We start from the raw sequence: 21,013 nt of genomic DNA, 5'->3' as shown, positions 1-21,013 counted from the left end.
GTCAGACAGGAGCGACGGTGTTCGACTCGATCGGCTGGGGCGAGATCGCCGTGCTGCTGCTCGCGGCGCTGTTCATCTTCGGCCCCGAGCGGCTGCCCGACCTCGCCAAGGAGGCCGCGTCCGGGCTCAAGAAGGTGCGCTCGGCGATCACCGGGGTGCGCGAGCAGGTCAACGACTCCCTGGGCGACGAGTTCTCCGACCTGCGCGACATCGACCTGCGCAAGTACCACCCCAGGACCTTCATCCGCAGCCAGCTGATGGGCGACGACGAGGACGTGCCGGTGCGCCGGACCGGGCCCGCCGGCGCGACGTCGGCCACGGTGGTGGCCGCCCAGATGCGCGACCGCGCCGTCCCCCCGCCCTTCGACATCGACGCCACGTGACGCCGAGCGGGGGGCCGGAGGCCCTCCCGAGGCGTCACGTCACCGGCGCCGCGTAGCTACATCGGGAACAGCACCCGGGAGCGGGACCGACCGGGAGCCGCCCCCGCGGGGCACGCCGAGGAGCGGGGCCCGGAGGGTCCCCGACGAGGCGCTGGGCAGGGCTCAGCGCAGGTCGGGGACGGCTCCTGGCCGCGGTCGTCGGCCGGAGGCCGACAGATCACTCAGTGCTTGACCGGGGTGAGCCCCAGGGACATGCCGGACAGGCCGCGCTGGCGGACGGCGAGCCCGTCGGCGATCTTCTCCAGCGCCTGCGCGGCCGGGGAGTCCGGATCGGCGAGCACGATCGGCGCGCCGGCGTCGCCGGCCTCGCGGAGCCGGGTGTCCAGCGGGATCTGACCGAGCAGCGGCACCCGCGCACCGAGTGTGCGGGTGAGGGCGTCGGAGACGGTCTGCCCGCCGCCGGAGCCGAACACCTCGACGCGGGAGCCGTCGGGCAGGTCCATCCAGCTCATGTTCTCGATGACGCCGACCACCTGCTGGTGGGTCTGGGTCGCGATCGCGCCGGCCCGCTCGGCCACCTCGGCGGCGGCCAGCTGGGGCGTGGTGACGACGAGGATCTCGGCGTTGGGCAGCAGCTGCGCGATCGAGATGGCGACGTCACCGGTGCCCGGGGGGAGGTCCAGCAGCAGGACGTCGAGGTCGCCCCACCAGACGTCGGCGAGGAACTGCTGCAGCGCGCGGTGCAGCATCGGCCCGCGCCACACGACCGGGGTGTTGCCGGGGGTGAACATGCCGATCGAGATGACCTTCACGCCCATCGACTGCGGCGGCATGATCATGTTGTCGACCTGGGTGGGCTTGTCGTCGACGCCCAGCATGCGGGGCACCGAGTGCCCGTAGATGTCGGCGTCCACGACGCCGACGGCCAAACCGCGCTTGGCCAGGGACGCGGCGAGGTTCACCGTGACGCTGGACTTGCCGACGCCGCCCTTGCCGGAGGCGACCGCGTAGACGCGGGTCAGCGAGCCCGGCTGCGCGAAGGGGATCACCGGCTCGGCGGCGTCGGACCCGCGGACGGTCTTGCGCAGCTCGCTGCGCTGCTCGTCGCTCATCACGTCGAGGCTGACCTGCACCGAGGTCACGCCCGGGACGGCCGAGACGGCCTGGGTGACCCGGTTGGTGATCGTCTCGCGCATGGGGCAGCCGGCGACGGTGAGGTAGACCTCGACGGCGACCGAGCCGTCCGGCCCGATCCGCACGTCCTTGATCATGCCCAGCTCGGGGAGCGGGCGGTTGATCTCCGGGTCCTGGACGGTGGCCAGGGCGGCGTTGATCGCGTCGAGCGCCGGCTGGCCGGTCAGGGTGTCGGACATCGGGATGTGTGTCTCCTTCGACGGGGCACCCGTACCGGCCTCCGGGCCTCGGCGTCACTGCCTCCACGGGTCTCCAGCCACTGTACGGCGGCTCCTGCGGCACTCCCCCGGGTGCGGGGGTGATCTGCTGCTCAGGTCGGTGCCATGCTCGGGCGCATGACCAGCCCGGACGCGGCTCCACCGCCGGCCGGCCGCGCCACCGAGCGGATCGAGGGGAGCCGCGTGGTCCCGGGGGAGGGGCCCGGCACCCCCGGGAGCGGCGCTCAGCAGTACCCCTAGCCTTGGCGGACGTGCCCGATCCCGCCCGCGCCCGCACGCTGCGCGACGCCGTCGGCCTGGGCCTCGCCGTCGGCCTGTACGGGGTGGCGTTCGGTGCCGCCGCCGACGCGGCGGGGCTGGACGTCTGGCAGGCGCTGGTGCTGTCGGCCGTCATGTTCACCGGGGCCTCGCAGTTCGCCCTCGTCGGCGTGCTCGGCGCCGGTGGCAGCGCGCTGGCCGCCGTCGGCAGCGCGCTGCTGCTGGGCACCCGCAACACCGTCTACGGCGTGCGGCTGGTGCCGCTGCTGCGACCGCGTGGTCCGCTGCGCCGCGCGGGGACGGCGCACTGGGTCATCGACGAGACGACGGCGCTGTCGCTTGCGGCCCCCGACCGGGCGCTCGCCGGGCTGGCGTTCTGGGTGGGCGGGGCGACGCTGTACCTGACCTGGAACGCCACGACCGTCGTCGGTGCGCTCGGCGCCGCCGCGCTGGGCGGTACCGCGCGGGCGGCGCTGGACGCCGTCGTCCCGGCCGCGTTCCTCGCCCTGCTCTGGCCGCGGCTGGGCCGCGGGTTCCCCGAGCCCGCCGTGCAGCGCCGGGTGGCGCTCGGCGGCGCGGTGGTCGCCCTGGCGCTGACCCCGTTCGTCCCGCCCGGGGTGCAGGTGGTCGCCGCCGTCGTGGCGGTCGCCCTGGCCGGCCGGCCGCGGCGTGCGGTGACGTCGTGAGCGCCACCTGGACGGCGGTGCTCGTCGCCTCCGTCGGCTGCTACCTGCTCAAGCTCGCCGGGCTGTCGGTGCCCGCGTCGTGGGTGGAGCAGCCGTGGGTGGCGCGGGTCGTGGACTTCGTGCCGGCGGCGCTGCTCGCCGCGCTGGTCGTGGTGCAGGGGCTGACCAGCGGCGACGACGTCGTGGTCGACGGCCGGCTGGCCGGGCTCGCCGTCGCAGCTCTGGCCCTGGCGATGCGGGCGCCGTTCATCCTGGTTCTGGTCCTCGCCGGGGCGGCCGGGGCGCTCGTGCACGTCCTCACCGGCTGACCGGTACCGCTGCGCGCCGGAACCACCGGATCGGCCCTCCGTCGGCCACGATCGCCGCGTGACCGAGGTGCGCGAGCAGGAGCCGGCGCCCGCCCGGACGGCATCCCGCTCGCGTGGGCTGCGCCGGCCGGCCGGTCTCGCCGTGCTCGGTGCCCTCGCCGGGGTCGCGGCCAAGGCCGCGGACGAGTCGGGCTGGCAGTGGGCCGGCGACCTGGGGACCTATCCCGCGGCCTGGGTGCTGGTGGTCGCGCTGATCAGCCGGTTCGCGCCGGGGGTCGGCGCGGCGGCCCTCCGCGCCGCGGCCTTCTTCGCCGCGATGACCGCGGCGTACTACGGCTGGGCGGTGTTCGTGCTCGGGTTCGGCTACGAGCCGCAGCTGATCCTGGCCTGGCTGGCCCTGTCCGCCACCGCCGTGGCCGTATTCGCCATGGGGACGTGCTGGGCCACCCGGCGGCCTGGTCCGGCGGCCGGTGCCGTGCTCGCCCTGGCGGCGGGTACCGCCCTGGCGAACGGCGCCCTGCGGGGCGTCTGGCTGGAGCGGACGGGCAGCGACGTGGTGCTGCACCCGGTCCAGGCGGCCGTGGAGATCGTCGTCGCCCTCGTCGTCGTGCTCGTCCTGCCGCGGCACCGGAGCACCCGCCTCTGGGCGCTCGGGCTGCTGCTGCCCATGGCCTGGCTGGCGCAGGAGCTGCTGAACCGCCTGCTCCACGACACCGGGATCATCTGACCCGCCGCGTCAGGCGACCGGGTCGGCCTGCTCCCGGCGCTTCTTGCCCTTCTTCTTCCGCTCGCCGCCGCCGTCGTCGTCGGTGTCCTCGGGCAGCAGCCGGTTCAGCTCGCTGCGGATGAAGTCACGGGTGGCCAGCTCACCGACCGCCACCCGCACCGAGGCGAGCTCGCGGGCGAGGTACTCGGTGTCCGCGCGCGTCGACGCGGCCCGGGCACGGTCCTCCTCCGCCTGCACCCGGTCGCGGTCGGTCTGCCGGTTCTGCGCCAGGAGGATCAGCGGGGCGGCGTAGGCGGCCTGGGTCGAGAACGCCAGGTTGAGCAGGATGAAGGGGTACGGGTCCCAGCGCAGCCGCACGGCGAAGACGTTGAGCGCGATCCAGACGACGACGAGGATCGTCTGCACGGCCAGGAACCGGCCGGTGCCCAGGAAGCGCGCGATGCTCTCGGCGAACTGCCCGACCGCGTCGGGGTTGAGCCGCAGGAAGCTGCCGAACCGCCGCGCGCCGCCGCTGGGGACGTCGAGCCGGGGACCGTCAGCCACGGCGGGCCCGCTCCCGCCAGTCCTCGGGCAGCAGGTGGTCCAGGACGTCGTCGACGCTGACCGCACCGACCAGCCGGCCCTGCGCGTCCACCACGGGCGCGGCCACGAGGTTGTAGGTGGCGAAGTAGTGGGTGACCTCGGCCAGCGGGGCCTCCGGCCTCAGCGGCTCGAGGTCGTCGAGCACCCCGCTGACCAGCGTCGAAGGGGGCTCCCGCAGCAGCCGCTGGATGTGCGCCAGGCCCAGGTACCGACCGGTCGGCGTGGCCGACGGCGGGCGGCATACGTAGACCTGGCTGGCCAGCGCCGGGGTGATCTCCTCCTGGCGCACCCGCGCCAGCGCCTCGGCGATGGTGGCGTCCGGGGCGAGGATCACCGGCTCGCTGGTCATCATCCCGCCGGCGGTGTCCTCCGAGTACTTGAGCAGCTGGCGCACCGACTCCGCCTCGTCGGGCTCCATGAGCTCCAGCAGGCGGTCCCGGTCGACGTCGTGCAGCTCCGACAGCAGGTCGGCGGCGTCGTCGGGATCCATCTCCTCGAGCACGTCGGCCGCCCGGCCCTCGTCGAGGGTGCCGAGGATGGTGATCTGCTCGGCCTCGGGCAGCTCGCCGAGGACGTCGGCCAGCCGCTCGTCGTCCATCGCCTCGGCCACCTCGTGCCGGCGCTTGATCGGCAGCTCCTGCAGCGCGTGCGCCATGTCCGCCGCGTTGAGCTCGCGGTAGGTGGCGATCAGGGTCTCCGCGCCCTGCCCGGTCTGCGGGAGCGCCAGCCCGGTCACCTCGTCCCAGGCGAGCTGGTGCAGCTGCCCGCGGCGGCCGAGCCGGCCCGGCTCCTGGACGGCGAGTCGCGAGAGCAGCCAGTCGCCGGTGCGGGTCTGCTCCATGCCGGCGTCCACCACGTGGGCGTCCTTGCCGGACTCGTTGATCCGGACCTGCCGGTCCAGCAGCTCGCCGAGCACCAGCGTCTCGCCGGCCCGCTGCTCGAAGCGCTTGAGGTTGAGCGTGCCCGAGGCGAGCATCACCGCGCCCGGGTCGAGGGCGGTCACCCGGCCCATCGGCACGAAGATCCGGCGCCGGGCGACCACCTCCACGACCACGCCGAGCACCCGGGGGCACGCGGTGCCCACGCGGAGGCCGACGACGACGTCGCGGACCTTGCCGACCCGGTCGCCGTTGGGGTCGAAGACGGTCAACCCGGCGAGCCGGGAGACGTACGCCCTGGTCACCGTCGTCACGGCCCGAAGGCTACCGTCGGCGCCGTGGCTGCCCCGGGTGAGCTGGACTACGAGGTCGTCGACGTGTTCGCCGAGCGGGCGTTCGCCGGCAACCCGCTGGCCGTGGTGTTCGACGCCGGCGGGCTGACGACGGCGCAGTGCCAGGCGCTGGCGAACGAGTTCCACCTGTCCGAGACCTCGTTCCTGTCCGATCCGACCGGGCCGGGCGCCGACCACCCCGGGTCGGCCGGCGGTCCGGCGGCCGACTACCGGGTGCGCATCTTCACGCCGTTCGCCGAGCTGCCCTTCGCCGGGCACCCGAGCGTCGGCGCGGCGCACACGCTGGTGCGCACCGGGCGGCTGCCGGCCGGGACGCTTCGCCAGGAGTGCGGCGCCGGCATCCTCGACGTGGTGGTCGACGCCGACGGCGCGACGCTCTCCGGCGGCCGGCCCACCCTGCAGGACGGACCGGCCCCCGCGGAGCTCGCCGCCGCCCTGGGCCTCGGGGAGCCCGACGCCACGGGCGTGCCCGCCGACGTCGCCGGCTGCGGCCTGCCGTTCGCCTACGTGTCGGTGCGCCCGGAGGCGGTCGACCGGGCCGTGCCCGACCGGGCGGCGCTCGACGCGCTCGACGTGGGGGAGGGGGTCTCCGTCCTGTCGTGGGACGCCGCCTCGGCCACCATTCGGGCGCGGGTCTTCGCCCGCGACCTGGGCTGGGGGGAGGACCCGGCCACCGGGTCGGCCGCGCTCGGCACCGGGGTGTGGCTGGTGGAGAGCGGGCTGCTCGCCGGCGACGGCACGTCCTCCTACACCGTGCGGCAGGGCGAGCGCATGGGTCGGCCCTCGGTCCTCCTGTGCACCGTGACCGCCGCCGGCGGGCGGGCGGTCGCCGCGACCGTGCGCGGCGCCGTCGTCCCGGTCGCGCGCGGCCGCATCCGCGTGCCGGAGTGAGCACCGCCTCGGCCGAGGCCTGGGCGCTGCACCGCCCGGGGAGCCGGGACGTCGGCCTGCTCACCCTCGCCGTCGTCGGCATCTCGCTGTCGGCGCCGCTGACGGCGGTGGTGACCGCGCCGATGCTGGCGCTGGCGTTCTGGCGCAACGCCGCGGCCGCGGCCGCACTCGTCCCGGTGCTGCTCACCCGGGAGCGGGCGACGCTGACCGGCCTGCGCGGGCGCGACCTGCGCAGCTCCGTCGTCGCCGGGCTGTTCCTCGCGGCGCACTTCGCCGCGTGGCTGCCGAGCCTGTCGATGACGACGGTCGCCGCCTCGGTCGCGCTGGTCACCACCACGCCGATCTGGACGGCGCTGGCGGCGCGGATCTCGGGGGTGCAGCTGCCGGCCGCGGTGTGGTGGGGACTGCTGCTCGCGTTCGCCGGCGTCCTGCTCATCGTGGGGGTTGACGTGACGGTGAGCGCCGAGGCGCTCGCCGGGGACGGGCTGGCCCTGCTGGGGGCGGTCTGCGCCGGTGGTTACGTGCTGGCGGGAGCGCGCGCCCGCCGGCGGCTGGCGACCTCGGCCTACGCCATCGTCTGCTACTCCGTGTGCGCCGTCGTCATCGCGGTCGCCGCCCTGCTCCTCGACGCGCCGCTGGCCGGGTTCGAGGCCCGGGAGTGGTGGCTGATCGCGGGCATCACCGTCACCGCGCAGCTGTTCGGGCACACGCTGCTCAACCTGGTGCTCTCGTCGGTGGGGCCGACCGTCGTCAGCCTCGCGATCCTGCTGGAGGTCCCGGGCGCGCTGCTGTTCGCCCTCGTCCTGCTCGGCCAGGTCCCGCCGCTGCTGGCGCTCCCGGGTGTCGTGCTGGTGATGGCCGGGGTGGCGCTGGTCGTGCGCGCCGGCCGGCCCGCGACCCTGGTCGAGCCGGGCACCTGAGCGTCGACCGGGCAGTCCTGGTCACCCGATCCGGCGTGTCGAGAAGTGTCGTCGACCACAACTGCGCACTCGACGCGATCCGGTGATCAGCGGCCCGGGAGTCGCCTGGCTACCCTCCGGTAGCTGAAGACGCCGTCGTCTGCACGAAGAGAGGCACCGTGGCCGAGCTCCGCTCCCGTCGTTCCAACCTCGCCGTTCCCGGCAGCAACCCCCGGTTCCTGGAGAAGGCCAAGGGCCTGCCGGCCGACCAGGTCTTCCTGGACCTGGAGGACGCCTGCGCGCCGCTGGCCAAGCCCGGTGCGCGGAAGAACATCGTCGCGGCCCTGAACGAGGGCGGCTGGGGCGACAAGATCCGCACCGTCCGCGTCAACGACTGGACGACGGAGTGGACCTTCCAGGACGTGCTCGAGGTCGTCGGCGGGGCCGGCGCCAACCTCGACGCCATCATGCTGCCGAAGGTGCAGGACGCCGCCCAGGTCAAGGCGCTGGACATGCTGCTGACCCAGATCGAGAAGGCCAACGGCCTGGAGATCGGCCGGATCGGCATCGAGGCGCAGATCGAGACGGCCCAGGGCCTGATCAACGTCAACGACATCGCGTTCGCCAGCGACCGGATCGAGACGATCATCTTCGGCCCGGCCGACTTCATGGCCAGCATCAACATGAAGTCGCTGGTCGTGGGCGCGCTGCACCCGGACTACCCGGGCGACCCGTTCCACTACATCCTCATGCAGATCCTCATGGCGGCCCGCGCGCGCGGCGTCCAGGCGATCGACGGCCCCTTCCTGCAGGTGCGCGACGTGCCCGCCTTCGAGGAGGTCGCCAAGCGCTCGGCGATGCTCGGCTTCGACGGCAAGTGGGTCCTGCACCCGGGTCAGATCGACGCCGCCAACGAGATCTACGCGCCGTCCCAGGAGGACTACGACCACGCCGAGCTGATCCTCGACGCCTACGACTGGGCGACGTCGGAGGCCGGTGGCAAGAAGGGCTCGGCGATGCTCGGCGACGAGATGATCGACGAGGCCAGCCGCAAGATGGCGCTGGTCATCGCGGGCAAGGGCCGCGCCGCCGGCCTGTCCCGCACCTCGTCCTTCACCCCGCCGGAGAGCTGAGCCGCACTTCACCAGGCATAGGAAGCTATGCCTACGGATCCGACCCCGAATTCGTAGGCATAGCTTCCTATGCCTCGCCGGGCAGGGGTTCCACCACCGAACCCTCCCCGGGCATCCCCAGCTCCCGCACGAGCACGGTGCCGGTGCGGAGCTGCTCGCGGAACCGGCGGAAGACCATCGGCACGCCCTGGGCGACGGACAGGTCCGCGCTGTCCATGACCTGCAGGTGGACGTGCGGCTGGGTCGAGTTGCCCGAGTTCCCGCAGGTGCCGACCGGTTCGCCCACCGCCACCACCTGGCCGGCGGCGACCCGGACCGAGCCGCGCCGGAGGTGCACCAGGGCGACGTAGGCCTGCGCCCCGGGCAGCGCGATGATCACGTGGTTGCCGGCGATGGCGTGCACCCCCGCCCGGAGGCGGCCGGCCTGCCCGAGCGCGTAGGGCACGAGCGCCAGCTGCGACCGCCGGGCCCCGTGGTCGGGCTCGCCGTCGTGCACGGCGACGACGGTGCCGCCGGCCGGCGCGAGGATCGGCCGCCCGAACCCGGGAAAGCGCTCGGGCGGCTCGGTGGCGACGAGGGTCCGCCAGTCGCGCATCCCCGCCGTCCGGCCCTGGGCGTCCACCCCGACGAAGTCGACCGCGTACCGCTCGCCGAGCAGGTCGGTGCCGTGGCTCGGCACCCGCCGGGCCGGGCTGTTGCGGGTCAGCCAGCGGCCGGTGAACGGTAGCGCCAGCTCGACCGCCCGGGGGTCTCCTACCGGGTGCTCGGCCGCCATGGCGGGAGCGTAGGGACCGGGCGGGGCCGGGGACAGGCCCGCGGGCGGCTCAGGGGCCGAAGCCGGTGCTGGTCAGCGCCGCGAAGGCGATGATCCAGACGAGCAGGACCAGTACGTAGATGCCGGTCCCGATGCCGCCGACGATGACGCCGGCCAGCGCCATGCCGTCACCCTCCTCGCCGGTCCGGCGGATCTGCCGGCGCGCCGAGATGCATAGGCCCAGCCCCACCGGTGGGAAGACGAAGGCCATGACCAGCGCGGCGATCGCCAGGCCGCTCGTCGGCCGGCCCCACTGCGCGGGATGACCCGGAGGAGTGCCGTACCCGGGCGGAATGCCGTACCCGGGCGGAGCGCCGTACCCGGGCGGCGGACCGTACGGCTGCGCGTAGCCGGGCGGGGCGTACCCGGCTCCCGGCGGGACGGCGCCCGCGCCGGGCGCCGCCGGCGGCGGATCGCCGCGGTACAGCCCGTCGTCGCCGTGGGTCATGGGTCCTCCTGTGCCGTGCGGTGCCGCCGAGCGGCTACTCCACCACGCCCGCGGCGCGACCGCGGGAGGCGCCACGCGGCCGATGCGACGGGCGGTGCGGCGGGGAAAGGTGAGCAGGCACACGCCGGAGGGGCCCCGAGCGTGACCCATACTCCTCGGTAACTCGGACACCGCAGTCCCGAATGGAGCGCACCCGTTGACCCGCTTGGCACAGACCGCTGATCTGACCGACATCCAGCGCGAGATCCTGTCGACGGTCAGGAGCTTCGTCGACCGCGAGATCATCCCGAACGCGCAGGAGCTCGAGCACGGCGACACCTACCCGCAGGAGATCGTCGACGGGCTCAAGGAGCTCGGCATCTTCGGGCTCATGATCCCCGAGGAGTACGGCGGCCTCGGCGAGTCGCTGCTCACCTACGCGCTGGTGGTGGAGGAGATCGCGCGTGGCTGGATGAGCGTCTCCGGCGTCATCAACACCCACTTCATCGTGGCGTACATGATCAAGCAGCACGGCACGCAGGAGCAGAAGGACCACTACCTCCCGCGCATGGCCACCGGGGAGGTGCGGGGCGCCTTCTCGATGTCCGAGCCGGGGCTGGGCTCCGACGTCGCCGGCATCCGCACCAAGGCCGTCAAGCAGGCCGACGGGAACTACGTCATCGACGGCCAGAAGATGTGGCTGACCAACGGTGGCAGCTCCACCCTGGTCGCGGCGCTGGTGCGCACTGACGAGGGCGCCGAGAAGGCGCACCAGAACCTCACGACGTTCCTCGTCGAGAAGCCGGCCGGCTTCGGCGAGGTCAAGCCCGGGCTCACCATCCCCGGCAAGATCGACAAGATGGGCTACAAGGGCGTCGACACCACCGAGCTGGTGTTCGACGGCTACCACGCCGAGGCCGGCGACATCCTCGGCGGCCAGCCGGGCAAGGGCTTTAGCCAGATGATGGACGGCGTCGAGGTCGGCCGGGTCAACGTCGCGGCCCGCGCCTGCGGCATCTCCATCCGCGCCTTCGAGCTCGCCGTCGCCTACGCCCAGCAGCGGGAGACCTTCGGCAAGCCGATCGCCCAGCACCAGGCGATCGCCTTCCAGCTGGCCGAGATGGCCACCAAGGTCGAGGCCGCCCACCTGATGATGGTCAACGCGGCCCGCCTCAAGGACGCCGGCAAGCGCAACGACGTCGAGGCCGGCATGGCCAAGCTGATCGCCAGCGAGTACTGCGCCGAGGTGACCACGCAGTCCTTCCGCATCCACGGCGGGTACGGCTACTCCAAGGAGTACGAGATCGAGCGCCTCATGCGCGAGGCGCCGTTCCTGCTGATCGGCGAGGGCACCAGCGAGATCCAGAAGACGATCATCAGCCGCGGTCTGCTCAGGACCTACAAGCTCAAGGGCTGAACCCCGCACGCACGTCGGCCCCGTTCCCCGGCAAGGGGACGGGGGCCGACGTGCGTCCTCGCTCAGCCGGCGCTGTCGGCGGTGTCCTCGAAGCGGACCTCGACCTCGTCGACGCCGAGCGACCGGGCGAGACCGGTCAGCATGGCGCGGGTGTTGGTCTCGGCGCGCTCGCGGAGGTCGCTCGCCGCGGCCGCCGCGGTCAGCCGGTCCTCGGTCACCGCGTAGAGCGCGCTGTCGTCGACCGGATCGTCACCGACCGCGTCGCCGATCCGGTCGACCAGCCCGCGGTCGCGGTCGAGGACCCGGCTCTCCTGCGGGTCGATGCGGACCTCGCCCAGTCGCGGCGCGGGCAGCTCGATGGTCGCGGTCGTGCCGTCGGCGGAGAGGCTCACGGCACCGCCGTCCAGGGCCGCGAAGTCGACGTGGTTGTCGACGGTGCCGGTCGCCAGCAGCTGGACCCGCTCGTCGCCGCGTGGTACTCGTGCAGGTCGTCCAGGGCGAGCAGCAGCGGGGGAGTGCCGCGTGCAGCGCCGGCCGGCCGCCGGATGTTCCCCACCGCGCGGTCGGGTTCTGCCCACCACTGGTGGGCAGAAGCCGACTGCGCGCACAGGGAAGCCTGGCGGGCGCCGCTACCGGGCGGGGCGGCGCTCGTAGCTGCGTCGCGCCCACAGCCAGCCGACCAGGGCGATCGCGGCGCACCACGCGACGGCGACGACACCGCTGCTGCCGATCTCCGTGCCGGACAGCAGGCCGCGCACCGTCTCGATGATCGGCGTGAACGGCTGGTGCTCGGCGAACCAGCGCAGGCCGGCCGGCATGGAGTCGGTGGGCACGAAGGCGCTGCCGAAGAACGGCAGCAGCAGCATCGGCATCGGCATGTTGCTGGCCGACTCCACGCTCTTCGCCGTCAGCCCCATGGCCACCGAGAGCCAGGACAGCGCCAGGCTGACCAGGACGAGGAACGCGGCCGCCGTCAGCCACTCCAGCGGGTCGGCGTCCGGCCGGAAGCCGACCAGCAGGGCCGCACCCACGACCAGGGCCAGCCCGACCATCGTCTGGACGACCGCGCCCCCGACGTGCCCGGCCAGCACCGCGGCGCGGGCGATGGACATGGTCCGGAACCGGGTGATGATGCCCTCGGTCATGTCCATCGCGACCGAGATGGCGGTGCCCTGCGCCGCCGCGGTGATCGCCAGCACCAGCAGGCCGGGCGTCAGGTAGTCGGCGTACTCCGCGCGGCCACCCGTGACGCCGCCGAGACCGGCGCCCAGCGTGCCGCCGAACACGAAGACGAACAGCAGGAGGAAGACGATCGGCATCGCCGCGACGATCACCGTCAGCGACGGGTAGCGCAGCGCGTGCTTGAGGTTGCGCCGCAGCATCGTGGCCGAGTCCGCGACGGTCCAGCTGAGCGTGGTCATGGCGTGGTCACCTTCTCGTCGGTGGTGCGGCCGGTGAGGGCGAGGAAGACGTCGTCGAGGTCGGGCTGGTGCACGGTGAGGTTCGCGACCTCCGCCGCGGCGTCGTCGAGGCGGGCGAGCACGTCCCGGAGCGCCCGGACGCTGCCGTCGCTGGGCACCTCGAGGGCGAGCGCATCGGCGTCCACGGTGGCTCCCCGGAGCACCCGGGCGGCGGCGTCGAGCGGCCGCCGGTCGGTGAACTGCAGCCGCAGCGAGCCTCCGGGGACCAGCCGCTTGAGCTCGGCCGAGGTGCCCTCGGCGACCAGCCGGCCGCCGTCGAGCACGCCGATCCGGTCGGCGAGCTGGTCGGCCTCCTCGAGGTACTGGGTGGTGAGCAGGACGGTCACCCCGTCCGCCACGAGGCCGCGCACGACGTCCCACACCGCCCGGCGGCTGCGGGGGTCGAGGCCGGTCGTCGGCTCGTCGAGGAAGACGACGCGCGGCTCACCCATCAGCCCCATCGCGAGATCGAGCTTGCGGCGCATGCCGCCGGAGTAGGTCGTCGGGCTGGTCGCGGCGGCCTCGGTGAGGTCGAACCGGTCCAGCAGCTCCGCGGCGCGCGCGGTGCCGGTCCGGCGGCCGAGGTGCAGCAGGTCGGCCACCAGCCGGAGGTTCTCCGCACCGGTCAGCAGGTTGTCGACCGCGGTGAACTGGCCGGTGACGGCGATGGCCGAGCGCACCGCCCGCGGTTCGCGGACGACGTCGGAGCCGGCGATGCGGACCTCGCCGCCGTCGGGGGGCGTCAGGGTGGCGAGGATGTCGACGGTGGTCGTCTTGCCCGAGCCGTTGGGGCCGAGCAGGGCGAAGACCGAGCCCTCGGGGACGGTCAGGTCCAGGCCGTCGAGCACGACGTGGTCGCCGAAGGACTTGCGCAGCCCGCGGACGGAGATGGCGGCGGTGGGGTTCACGGTCAGTTCCTCTCAGGCCCGGCGGATCAGGATGTCGCCGTAGGAGGTGCGGGCATGGATCTCGACGGTCTCCGCCGACCCCTCCGGCCCCTCGCTCTCGGTGAGCAGGTTGCGGACGCGGCCGGCGCCCGAGGAGACGTCGAGCCAGGCCGCGGTTCCCTCGCGCACCCCGGCCTCGACCTCGCCGTAGGCGGTCTCGAGGACCAGCGAGCCGCGGACCGCCTGGCCCACCCGCACCTGGCCGTACTTGGTGGTGCCGGTCAGGGAGTCCAGCGCGCGGTCGACGGTGACGTTGCCGTAGCCGGTCTCCAGCCGGGCCGGTCCGGCGGTCTCGCCGATCCGGACGTCGCCGTAGGAGGTGCTGGCGTCGGTCTCGCCCGTGACGGCGGCGGCGGAGATGTTGCCGCTGGAGCTCCGGGCGCGCAGGCGCCCGGCCTGCTCCAGGCGGATGCCGCCGTGCCGGCTCTCCAGCTCGGCGTCGCCCAGCCGGCCGGTGCAGGTGACGTCGCCGGCGGTCGTGCGGACCTCCAGCGAGGACCCGGCGGGCAGGACGACGTCGACCTCGATCTCCGGGCCGGAGCCGAAGAAGGGCAACCGCGGGCGGCTGGTGGACCGGACGAGCAGCTCGCCGTCGCTGAAGGTCACGCGGGTCTGCTCGGCGGCGGTGACGTCGGCGGGCCTGCCGGCGTTGCGCGGGCGGACGGTGACGGTGGTGTCGTGCCGGTCGTCCGCGCGGACCTGCACGCCTCCGGAGACGACCTCGATGCGGGCCGTGATGGGCCCGGGGGTGTCGAACGTGGGCATGGCTGCGCCCTCCTCGGGGCAGGGGTGGGTGCCCCCGGGCCGGTCGGCCGGGGTCGTGGTGCGGAGCGGGGAGGGCGCGGGGCTAGCGCGCCCAGCCGGTGTACTGGGAGCCGCCGCCGGACCAGCGGCCGCGGCGGGTGTCGGACGACGGGCGCGGGCCGGGCTCCGCCGCGGTGGCGACGGCCCGGACCAGCCAGGTGTTCACCGAGACGCCGAGGCGGGCGGCCGCCTCGTCCACGCGGGCCTTGAGCTGCTCGGGGAGCCGCAGCGTGATCCGCAGCGTGCTGCCCTCGTCCAGGTCGACGGCGGGCTCGGGGGCTGGGGTGCCGGTGGGCGGCTCGGCCGGCGGGTGGGTGACGGCGAAGCCGAGGTCGCTGCCGCGGAGCCGCACGTCCACGGTGCCGGGGGCGAGCTGGCCGGTGATCTCCTCGGCCGCCTGGGAGAGCGCGCTGAGCAGCGCCAGGCGGACGGAGGACTCCAGCGAGGCGGTCAGCCGCTCCGCCAGGGCTCGGGACTCCTCGCCACCGGCCTCGGCAGCCGTGAGGAGGTCCCGGCGCAGCTGCTCGACGAAGGGGGTGAGGTCCATGACACCACTGTGACGCCACAGTGGTGTCATACGCAAGGTCTGATGACACCACAGTGCCGCCGCGCCCGTCCGTCGGCGGAAGCGTGTAGGCAGGAGGCATGCGTGCAGCGGGAGTGACCGAGTTCGGCGGGCCGGAGGCGTTGCACATCGTCGAGGTGGAGCCCGAGCCCCTGGGCCCGGGCCAGGTGCGGCTCCGGGTCGAGGCGGCCGCGGTCAGCCCGACCGACACGCACGCCCGCTCCGGGGCCTACGCCGAGCGGGACCCGGTGAAGACCCCACCGTGGGTGCCCGGCATGGACGTCGCCGGCACGGTCACCGAGGTCGGCGAGGGCGTGGCGCACCTCGTCGTCGGCGACCTGGCGATGGGCATCGTCGTCCCGTCCGGCCCGTACGGGGCCTACCGCGAGGAGAAGGTGCTGCCCGGCGACTCGGTGGTCCGGGCGCCCGCGGGCACCGACGCCGTGGCCGCCTCGACGCTGCCGATGAACGGGCTCACCGCCCGGCTCTCGCTGGACCTAATGGGCCTGCAGCCGGGGCAGGTGCTCGCGGTGACCGGCGCGGCGGGCGCCTACGGCGGCTACGTGGTCCAGCTGGCCAAGGCCGACGGGCTCACCGTGGTGGCCGACGCCTCGGAGGCGGACGAGGAGCTCGTCCGCGGGCTGGGCGCCGACGTCGTGGTCCGCCGCGGCGAGGACGTCGCCGACCGGATCCGGGAGCACTTCCCCGACGGCGTGGACGGGCTCGCCGACGGCTCGGTGCAGGACGCGCAGGTGCTGCCCGCCGTCCGGGACGGGGGAGCGGTGGCCACCGTGCGCGGCTACCGCGGGAACGGCGAGCGCGGGCTGCGGTTCTTCCCGACCCTCGTCCGGAAGGTGGCCACCGACCGCGCGGCGCTCGACCGGCTGCGGCAGCAGGTCGAGGAGGGCACGGTCACGCTCCGCGTCGCGCGCACCTTCCCGGCCGAGCAGGCCGCCGAGGCGCACCGGGTGCTCGAGGCCGGCGGCGTGCGCGGCCGGCTGGTGCTGACCTTCTGACCGACCGGTCGCGGGGCACGCCTCCTCCCTGGTTGGGTGCAGGGACGGCCCGGGCAGCGGAGCCCGGCGGATCGGGAGGTGCGGCGAGATGGTGCACAGGCTGGTGGTCAGCTACGGGACGCCCGAGGACCCGGCGGCGTTCGACTCCTACTACCGGGAGACCCACACCCCGCTGGCGCTGAAGCAGCCCGGGCTGGTCCGGCTCACCTTCGGGCACGGCCAGGCGATGGACCCGGCCCAGCCGGCGCCCTACCTGGTCGCCGAGCTGGATTTCGACTCCGAGGCGGCGATGGGGCAGGCGCTCACCTCGCCCGAGGGGCGGGCCGCCGGCGCGGACCTCGCCAACTTCGCCACCGGCGGCGTCTCCTTCGTGCACTTCGAGGTGCAGACCGCGAGCTGACCCCCGCCCGGGTGCCGGGGTGTCCCCCGACCGGGGATGTCCACAGGCGCCGATGGACCGGAACCGGCGCGTCCGTCTAGCGTTCCCGCGGCATCCGGCCCCGGCGGACCCCTCACCGGCGGACCGTCCCGGGATGGGCCGCTCCTCCCGGCGGGGCCGGGCACGGGGCGGGCGGGACCGGCGAGGGGTGGCGCGTGCGCGTCCAGGTGAGCGTCGGGCAGGGCGACGGAGCCCTGCTCGACGTCGCCGTCGACGTGGACGACGACCTGCCGGTCGGCCGGGTGGCTGCGGAGCTGGGCCGGGTCACCGGCCGGCCGGCCGAGGGGATCTGGGTCGCCGGCGAGCGGCTCGACGACGACCGGCCGGTGGGGGACAGCCCGCTGGTCGACGGCGCGGTGGTGCACCTGTCCGCCCCGCCGGACGTGTCCCGGCCCCCGCGCGGGTGGCAGCTGCGCGTGGTGAGCGGCCCGGGCAGCGGGCTGGTCGCCGAGCTGCCGATGGGCGACCACGAGCTCGGCCGCAGCGGCGCCCTCGGGTTCGCCGACCGGGCCATGTCCCGCCGCCACGCGCTGCTGCGGGTGGGCGCCGACGGCGCGACCCTGCGCGACCTCGGCTCGGCCAACGGCACGCTGCTGGACGGCGAGCCGGTGCCCGAGGACGAGCCCGGGGCCGCGGTCGGGCCCGGGCAGCTGGTGCAGCTCGGCGACACCCGGCTGGTCATCGGGCCGGCACCGGTGGCCGACGCCGCCGTCGAGCCGGCCGGCCCCGGGGCCCGGGCGTTCGTCCGGGCGCCACGCATCCTGCCGTCGGAGCGGGAGGTCCGCGTCGAGCTGCCGCCGGAGCCCCGGGCCCGGGAGCCGCGCCGGTTCCCGCTGGTCATGATCCTGTCGCCGCTGGCCGTCGGGGTCGTGCTGGCCGTCGTCCTGCGCTCACCGCTGTACCTGGTCCTCGCCGTCGCCGGCCCGGTGATGATGGTCGCCAACGCCGTCGCCGACCGCCGGCAGGGCGCCCGCGAGGCGCGGCTCGCCCGCGCGGAGCACGCGCGGCAGCTGGCCCGCGCACTGGAGCGGATCGGGACGGCGGTGGCCGAGGAGACCACCCGCCGGCGCGCCGCCCACCCCGATCCCGCCACGGCCCTGCTCACCGCGGTCCTGCCCGGCCGGCGGCTGTGGGAGCGGCGCCGCACCGACCCCGATGCGCTCGACCTCCGGCTCGGGTCGGCGGACCTCCCCGCGCAGGTGGTGGTCACCGACCGCTCCGCGCGCGACGAGCCGCAGGAGCCGCGGACCGTGCGGGCGGTGCCCGCGGTCGTGCCGCTGCGCGAGGCCGGCGTCGTGGGCCTCGCCGGCCCCGCCGAGCCGCTGGCCGGGCTGCTGCGCTGGGTGGTGCTGCAGCTGGCGGTCCACCACCCGCCGCGGGACCTCGGGCTGACCGTCCTCGCGCCGTCGGCCCGCACCGACTGGAACTGGGTGCGCTGGCTGCCGCACGCCCGCCCGGCCGACGGGGAGGGGCCGGTGGCGTCCGTCGGCAACGATCCCGAGACGGTGTCCGCACGGGTGGCGGAGCTGACCGCCCTGGTCAAGGCGCGGCGCGAGGTGACGACGACCGGCGCCGGGCGGGTGCTGCCGGAGTCCTTCCCCGCGCACGTGCTGGTGGTGCACGGCTTCCGCCTGCTCCGGGCCGTCCCCGGCCTGGCCCAGGTGCTGCAGGACGGTCCGGCGGTCGGCGTCTACGCGGTGTGCGCCGACGAGGAGGAGCGGTTCCTGCCCGAGGCGGCCACCGCGACGGCGGTGCTCGACCCGGACGGTGGGGCCACGCTGTCGATCCGCCGCAGCGGCTCCGACCCGGTGCCCGCCGTGCTCGCCGAACCGGTGGCGGGCGAGCTCGCCGAGCGGGCGGCCCGCGCGCTCGCGCCGCTGCGCGACGTCAGCCTCGCCGACGACGACGCCGTGCTGCCCGACAGCGTGCGGCTGCTCGACGTCCTCGGGCTGGAGCCCCCCACCGTCGACGGCATCCGCGCGCGCTGGCAGCTGTCGGGGCGGTCCACGCTCATGGTGGTCGGCGCGGGGCTGCACGGGCCGTTCGACCTCGACCTGCGCACCGACGGCCCGCACGGGCTGGTCGCGGGCACCACCGGGGCGGGGAAGTCCGAGCTGCTGCAGACGATGATCGCCTCCCTGGCGGTGGCCAACCGCCCGGACGCCCTCAACCTGGTGCTGGTCGACTACAAGGGCGGCAGCGCCTTCAAGGACTGCGTGCACCTGCCGCACACCGTCGGCATGGTCACCGACCTCGACGCCCACCTCGTCGAGCGGGCGCTCACCTCGCTGGGCGCGGAGCTGAGGTACCGCGAGCACCGGCTGGCCGCGGCCGGCGTCAAGGACATCGAGGACTACCAGGACCTGCAGGCGCGCGAGCCCGGCGCCCCGCCGCTGCCGCGGCTGCTGATCGTCATCGACGAGTTCGCCTCCCTGGCGCGGGAGCTGCCCGACTTCGTGGCCGGGCTGGTCGGCATCGCCCAGCGCGGCCGGTCGCTCGGCATCCACCTGCTGCTGGCCACCCAGCGGCCCAGCGGGGTGGTGTCCCCGGAGATCCGGGCGAACACCAACCTGCGCATCTCGCTGCGGGTCACCGACGGCGCGGACAGCAGCGACGTGCTGGACGCCTCCGACGCCGCGCGGATCCCCAAGTCCGCTCCGGGGCGCGGGTTCGCCCGGCTCGGCCACGGCGCGCTGGTGCCGTTCCAGGCCGGCCGGATCGGTGGCCGCCGTCCGGGGCAGGGCGCGGGAGCCGCCGCGCCGTCCGCCGTCCCGGTGGGCTGGCACCAGCTCGGGTACCCCGCACCGCGGCGGCCGGCCGTCGCGGGCCCGCGGGACGACGTGGAGGTCACCGACCTGTCGGTGCTCGTGGCGGCGGTGCGCGACGCCGCCGTCGCCGAGGCGGTGCCGGTGCAGCGCAGCCCGTGGCTGGCGGCGCTGCCCGACCGGCTCCTGGCCGGCGATCTGGACGAGGACGGGACGGCGCCTCTCCGGCTGCCCTACGGGCTGCAGGACCTGCCGGCCCGGCAGGAGCGCCGGACCGCCGTCTTCGACCCCGCGACCGACGGGCACCTGCTGGTCATCGGGTCGCCCCGGAGCGGCCGGTCCCAGCTGCTGCGGACGCTGGCCGGGGCGGTCGGTACGCGGTGCTCGACCCGCGACGTGCACCTCTACGCGCTCGACTGCGGCAACGGTGCGCTGCTGCCCCTGGCCGACCTGCCGCACTGCGGTGCGGTCGTCCCCCGCGCCCAGACCGAGCGCGCCGCCCGGCTGCTCGACCGGCTCGCCCGGGAGCTGGAGCGCCGGCAGCAGCTGCTCTCCGAGGGCGGCTTCGCCGACATCACCGAGCAGCGCGGCTCGGCTCCGGCCGACCAGCGGCTGCCGCACGTGCTGCTGCTGGTCGACCGGTGGGAGGGCTTCACCCCCGGTCTCGGCGAGGTCGACGGCGGGCGGCTCACCGACGTCCTGCTGACCCTCGTGCGCGAGGGGGCGTCGGCCGGCATCTCCGTCGTGCTGACCGGTGACCGGTCCCTGGGCACCGCGCGGCTGGCCTCGCTGACCGACAGCAAGCTGGTCCTCCGGCTGGCCGACCGGGGCGACTACCCGCTGGTCGGCGTCGCCGGCCGGCAGGTACCCGGCGTGCTCCCGCCCGGGCGGGGGGTCGCCGTCGACGGTGCCGTCGAGACGCAGGTGGCGCTGCTGACCGACGACGGGTCGGGGAAGGGCCAGGCGGCGGCGCTCGCCGAGATCGCCAAGGCCGCGCACGTGCGGGACGCCCTGCTGCCCCGGTCGGCCCGCCCGTTCCGCGTCGACGCGCTGCCGTCCCGGATCTCCTTCGACACGGCGTGGGCGATGCGCCCGGCGGTCCCCGGGCCGGGTCCCGCGCTGGTCGGGGTCGGTGGTGACGAGCTGGCCGTCGCCGGCCCGGACCTGCTGGGCGGCGGCCGGGCGTTCGTGGTCGCCGGGCCGGCGCGGTCGGGCCGGAGCTCGGTGCTGGCGGTCATGGCGGAGTCGCTGCTGCGGCAGGGTGCACCGATCGTGGTGGGCGCGCCGAAGGAGTCGCCGCTGCGGGCCCTGGCCGGGCGCCCCGGCGTCGTCGCGGTGGTGACGGACGCCGCCGCACCGGCCGCGCTGTGGCGGGAGCTGCTCACCGCCGACCCCGGGCGCCCGCTGGTCCTGCTGCTCGACGACGGCGACGTGCTCCGCGACTGCCCGGCCGGCGAGGTGTTCCGCGGGGTGGCGACCGGCGCCGGGCCGCCCGGGCGGAGCCTGGTGCTCGCCGGCAGCGCCGACGGCATCTGCACCGGCCTCTCCGGGTGGCAGGTGGACGTGCGCAAGGCGCGGCAGGGGCTGCTGCTCTCGCCGCAGGGCGGCACCGACGGCGACCTGATCGGCGTCCGGCTGCCGCGCAGCGCCGTCGGCGGGCCGGTGCGGCCGGGGCGGGGGCTGCTGCACCTGGGCGACGGCGTGCTGCGGACCATCGCCGTCCCCACCCCGCCGGACGTCGCCTGACCGGGCGGCGAGGGGTCCGGCCGGGGCCTGTGGACAACGGCCGTCGACCCTCTCCGATCCCTCTAGCGTGAGCGGGCCGGAGACGGCGGAGAGGCGGAGGCCG

Annotated in this window: 22 protein-coding genes; 12 read left to right on the top strand and 10 right to left on the bottom strand. The window is 75.2% G+C overall.

Going from position 1 to position 21,013, the window contains the following annotated elements; all coding sequences use genetic code 11:
• Positions 1–17: 17 nt before the first annotated feature.
• Positions 18–383 carry a twin-arginine translocase TatA/TatE family subunit gene (locus tag O2W17_RS04990; protein ID WP_269191291.1) on the top strand — a complete coding sequence of 122 codons (366 nt, stop codon included), beginning with the start codon at positions 18–20 and terminating at the stop codon, positions 381–383.
• 221 nt (positions 384–604) lie between these two features.
• Here the strand turns inward: O2W17_RS04990 and O2W17_RS04985 are convergent, their stop codons facing one another.
• The gene (locus tag O2W17_RS04985) at positions 605–1,756 is read right to left on the bottom strand and encodes an Mrp/NBP35 family ATP-binding protein (protein WP_269191290.1); all 1,152 of its coding nucleotides are present in this window, start codon (positions 1,754–1,756) and stop codon (positions 605–607) included.
• 156 nt (positions 1,757–1,912) lie between these two features.
• Here O2W17_RS04985 and O2W17_RS04980 point away from each other — a divergent pair, with 156 nt between their 5' ends.
• From O2W17_RS04980 to O2W17_RS04965, 4 genes are read left to right on the top strand one after another with little or no spacing between them, the layout of a single operon-like run.
• Positions 1,913–2,035, top strand: a complete 123-nt coding sequence (locus O2W17_RS04980) for a hypothetical protein (RefSeq protein WP_269191289.1) — start codon at positions 1,913–1,915, stop codon at positions 2,033–2,035.
• An 11-nt stretch (positions 2,036–2,046) separates the two neighbouring features.
• The gene (locus tag O2W17_RS04975) at positions 2,047–2,739 is read left to right on the top strand and encodes an AzlC family ABC transporter permease (protein ID WP_269191288.1); all 693 of its coding nucleotides are present in this window, start codon (positions 2,047–2,049) and stop codon (positions 2,737–2,739) included.
• Positions 2,736–3,047, top strand: coding sequence for an AzlD domain-containing protein (locus O2W17_RS04970; RefSeq protein ID WP_269191287.1), 312 nt, complete (start codon positions 2,736–2,738; stop codon positions 3,045–3,047). Before O2W17_RS04975 ends, O2W17_RS04970 begins: the two co-directional genes overlap by 4 nt.
• Before the next feature lie 58 nt (positions 3,048–3,105).
• Entirely contained in the window at positions 3,106–3,774 is a 669-nt protein-coding gene (locus O2W17_RS04965; RefSeq protein ID WP_269191286.1) for a DUF6518 family protein, read from the top strand.
• Between the two features lie 9 nt (positions 3,775–3,783).
• On the opposite strand, the gene O2W17_RS04960 is transcribed toward O2W17_RS04965, so the two are convergent.
• Together O2W17_RS04960 and O2W17_RS04955 are read right to left on the bottom strand one after the other, a co-directional pair.
• Positions 3,784–4,317, bottom strand: coding sequence for a DUF1003 domain-containing protein (locus O2W17_RS04960; protein ID WP_269191285.1), 534 nt, complete (start codon positions 4,315–4,317; stop codon positions 3,784–3,786).
• Complete coding sequence (locus O2W17_RS04955; protein WP_269191284.1) at positions 4,310–5,548, bottom strand: magnesium transporter MgtE N-terminal domain-containing protein; 1,239 nt, start codon at positions 5,546–5,548, stop codon at positions 4,310–4,312. The genes O2W17_RS04960 and O2W17_RS04955 overlap by 8 nt, the downstream gene beginning before the upstream one ends.
• A gap of 24 nt (positions 5,549–5,572) precedes the next feature.
• Here O2W17_RS04955 and O2W17_RS04950 point away from each other — a divergent pair, with 24 nt between their 5' ends.
• The 3 genes from O2W17_RS04950 to O2W17_RS04940 all read left to right on the top strand — a co-directional run bounded on the left by O2W17_RS04950 (position 5,573) and on the right by O2W17_RS04940 (position 8,510).
• Entirely contained in the window at positions 5,573–6,478 is a 906-nt protein-coding gene (locus O2W17_RS04950) for a PhzF family phenazine biosynthesis protein (RefSeq protein ID WP_269191283.1), read from the top strand.
• Positions 6,475–7,398, top strand: a complete 924-nt coding sequence (locus tag O2W17_RS04945; RefSeq protein ID WP_269191282.1) for a DMT family transporter — start codon at positions 6,475–6,477, stop codon at positions 7,396–7,398. Before O2W17_RS04950 ends, O2W17_RS04945 begins: the two co-directional genes overlap by 4 nt.
• Positions 7,399–7,556: 158 nt before the next feature.
• Positions 7,557–8,510, top strand: a complete 954-nt coding sequence (locus O2W17_RS04940) for an HpcH/HpaI aldolase/citrate lyase family protein (RefSeq protein ID WP_269191281.1) — start codon at positions 7,557–7,559, stop codon at positions 8,508–8,510.
• 67 nt (positions 8,511–8,577) lie between these two features.
• Here O2W17_RS04940 and O2W17_RS04935 read toward each other — a convergent pair whose 3' ends face one another.
• A complete protein-coding gene (locus O2W17_RS04935; protein WP_269191280.1) occupies positions 8,578–9,285 on the bottom strand; it encodes a M23 family metallopeptidase in 708 nt (235 codons plus the stop codon).
• A gap of 49 nt (positions 9,286–9,334) precedes the next feature.
• The gene (locus tag O2W17_RS04930; protein ID WP_269191279.1) at positions 9,335–9,772 is read right to left on the bottom strand and encodes a DUF4190 domain-containing protein; all 438 of its coding nucleotides are present in this window, start codon (positions 9,770–9,772) and stop codon (positions 9,335–9,337) included.
• Positions 9,773–9,968: 196 nt separating this feature from the next.
• Between O2W17_RS04930 and O2W17_RS04925 the strand changes: the two genes are divergently transcribed.
• Positions 9,969–11,168: an acyl-CoA dehydrogenase family protein gene (locus O2W17_RS04925; RefSeq protein ID WP_269191278.1), complete on the top strand. Its 1,200-nt coding sequence runs from the start codon at positions 9,969–9,971 to the stop codon at positions 11,166–11,168.
• 62 nt (positions 11,169–11,230) lie between these two features.
• On the opposite strand, the gene O2W17_RS04920 is transcribed toward O2W17_RS04925, so the two are convergent.
• The 5 genes from O2W17_RS04920 to O2W17_RS04900 all read right to left on the bottom strand — a co-directional run bounded on the left by O2W17_RS04920 (position 11,231) and on the right by O2W17_RS04900 (position 14,926).
• Positions 11,231–11,746: a DUF4230 domain-containing protein gene (locus O2W17_RS04920; protein WP_269191277.1), complete on the bottom strand. Its 516-nt coding sequence runs from the start codon at positions 11,744–11,746 to the stop codon at positions 11,231–11,233.
• 51 nt (positions 11,747–11,797) lie between these two features.
• Positions 11,798–12,589 carry an ABC transporter permease gene (locus O2W17_RS04915; protein ID WP_269191276.1) on the bottom strand — a complete coding sequence of 264 codons (792 nt, stop codon included), beginning with the start codon at positions 12,587–12,589 and terminating at the stop codon, positions 11,798–11,800.
• Positions 12,586–13,536, bottom strand: coding sequence for an ATP-binding cassette domain-containing protein (locus O2W17_RS04910; RefSeq protein WP_269191275.1), 951 nt, complete (start codon positions 13,534–13,536; stop codon positions 12,586–12,588). The genes O2W17_RS04915 and O2W17_RS04910 overlap by 4 nt, the downstream gene beginning before the upstream one ends.
• 12 nt (positions 13,537–13,548) lie before the next feature.
• Positions 13,549–14,340 carry a DUF4097 family beta strand repeat-containing protein gene (locus O2W17_RS04905; protein ID WP_269191274.1) on the bottom strand — a complete coding sequence of 264 codons (792 nt, stop codon included), beginning with the start codon at positions 14,338–14,340 and terminating at the stop codon, positions 13,549–13,551.
• A gap of 82 nt (positions 14,341–14,422) precedes the next feature.
• On the bottom strand, positions 14,423–14,926 hold the full coding sequence (locus tag O2W17_RS04900) for a toxin-antitoxin system HicB family antitoxin (protein ID WP_269191273.1): 504 nt from the start codon (positions 14,924–14,926) through the stop codon (positions 14,423–14,425).
• A gap of 98 nt (positions 14,927–15,024) precedes the next feature.
• On the opposite strand from O2W17_RS04900, the gene O2W17_RS04895 reads away from it, so the two are divergent.
• From O2W17_RS04895 to O2W17_RS04885, 3 genes are all read left to right on the top strand, one after another.
• Positions 15,025–15,960, top strand: a complete 936-nt coding sequence (locus O2W17_RS04895) for a quinone oxidoreductase family protein (protein ID WP_269191272.1) — start codon at positions 15,025–15,027, stop codon at positions 15,958–15,960.
• A gap of 88 nt (positions 15,961–16,048) precedes the next feature.
• Positions 16,049–16,360, top strand: a complete 312-nt coding sequence (locus O2W17_RS04890; protein WP_269191271.1) for an EthD family reductase — start codon at positions 16,049–16,051, stop codon at positions 16,358–16,360.
• A 194-nt stretch (positions 16,361–16,554) separates the two neighbouring features.
• The gene (locus O2W17_RS04885) at positions 16,555–20,910 is read left to right on the top strand and encodes an FtsK/SpoIIIE domain-containing protein (RefSeq protein ID WP_269191270.1); all 4,356 of its coding nucleotides are present in this window, start codon (positions 16,555–16,557) and stop codon (positions 20,908–20,910) included.
• Positions 20,911–21,013 lie beyond the last annotated feature (103 nt).

This window comes from Blastococcus sp. VKM Ac-2987 (genome assembly GCF_026967805.1).
Lineage (GTDB): Bacteria > Actinomycetota > Actinomycetes > Mycobacteriales > Geodermatophilaceae > Blastococcus.
Note: the sequence above shows the minus strand (reverse complement) of the source record. Positions and strands in the feature narration are given on the sequence as shown.

Bases quoted from the DNA above. Each gene is read 5' to 3' on its own strand.
- O2W17_RS04985 (WP_269191290.1), bottom strand. From the start codon at position 1,756: ATGTCCGACACCCTGACCGGCCAGCCGGCGCTCGACGCGATCAACGCC.
- O2W17_RS04980 (WP_269191289.1), top strand. From the start codon at position 1,913: ATGACCAGCCCGGACGCGGCTCCACCGCCGGCCGGCCGCGCCACCGAG.
- O2W17_RS04935 (WP_269191280.1), bottom strand. From the start codon at position 9,285: ATGGCGGCCGAGCACCCGGTAGGAGACCCCCGGGCGGTCGAGCTGGCG.
- O2W17_RS04930 (WP_269191279.1), bottom strand. From the start codon at position 9,772: ATGACCCACGGCGACGACGGGCTGTACCGCGGCGATCCGCCGCCGGCG.
- O2W17_RS04915 (WP_269191276.1), bottom strand. From the start codon at position 12,589: ATGACCACGCTCAGCTGGACCGTCGCGGACTCGGCCACGATGCTGCGG.
- O2W17_RS04905 (WP_269191274.1), bottom strand. From the start codon at position 14,340: ATGCCCACGTTCGACACCCCCGGGCCCATCACGGCCCGCATCGAGGTC.
- O2W17_RS04900 (WP_269191273.1), bottom strand. From the start codon at position 14,926: ATGGACCTCACCCCCTTCGTCGAGCAGCTGCGCCGGGACCTCCTCACG.
- O2W17_RS04895 (WP_269191272.1), top strand. From the start codon at position 15,025: ATGCGTGCAGCGGGAGTGACCGAGTTCGGCGGGCCGGAGGCGTTGCAC.
- O2W17_RS04890 (WP_269191271.1), top strand. From the start codon at position 16,049: ATGGTGCACAGGCTGGTGGTCAGCTACGGGACGCCCGAGGACCCGGCG.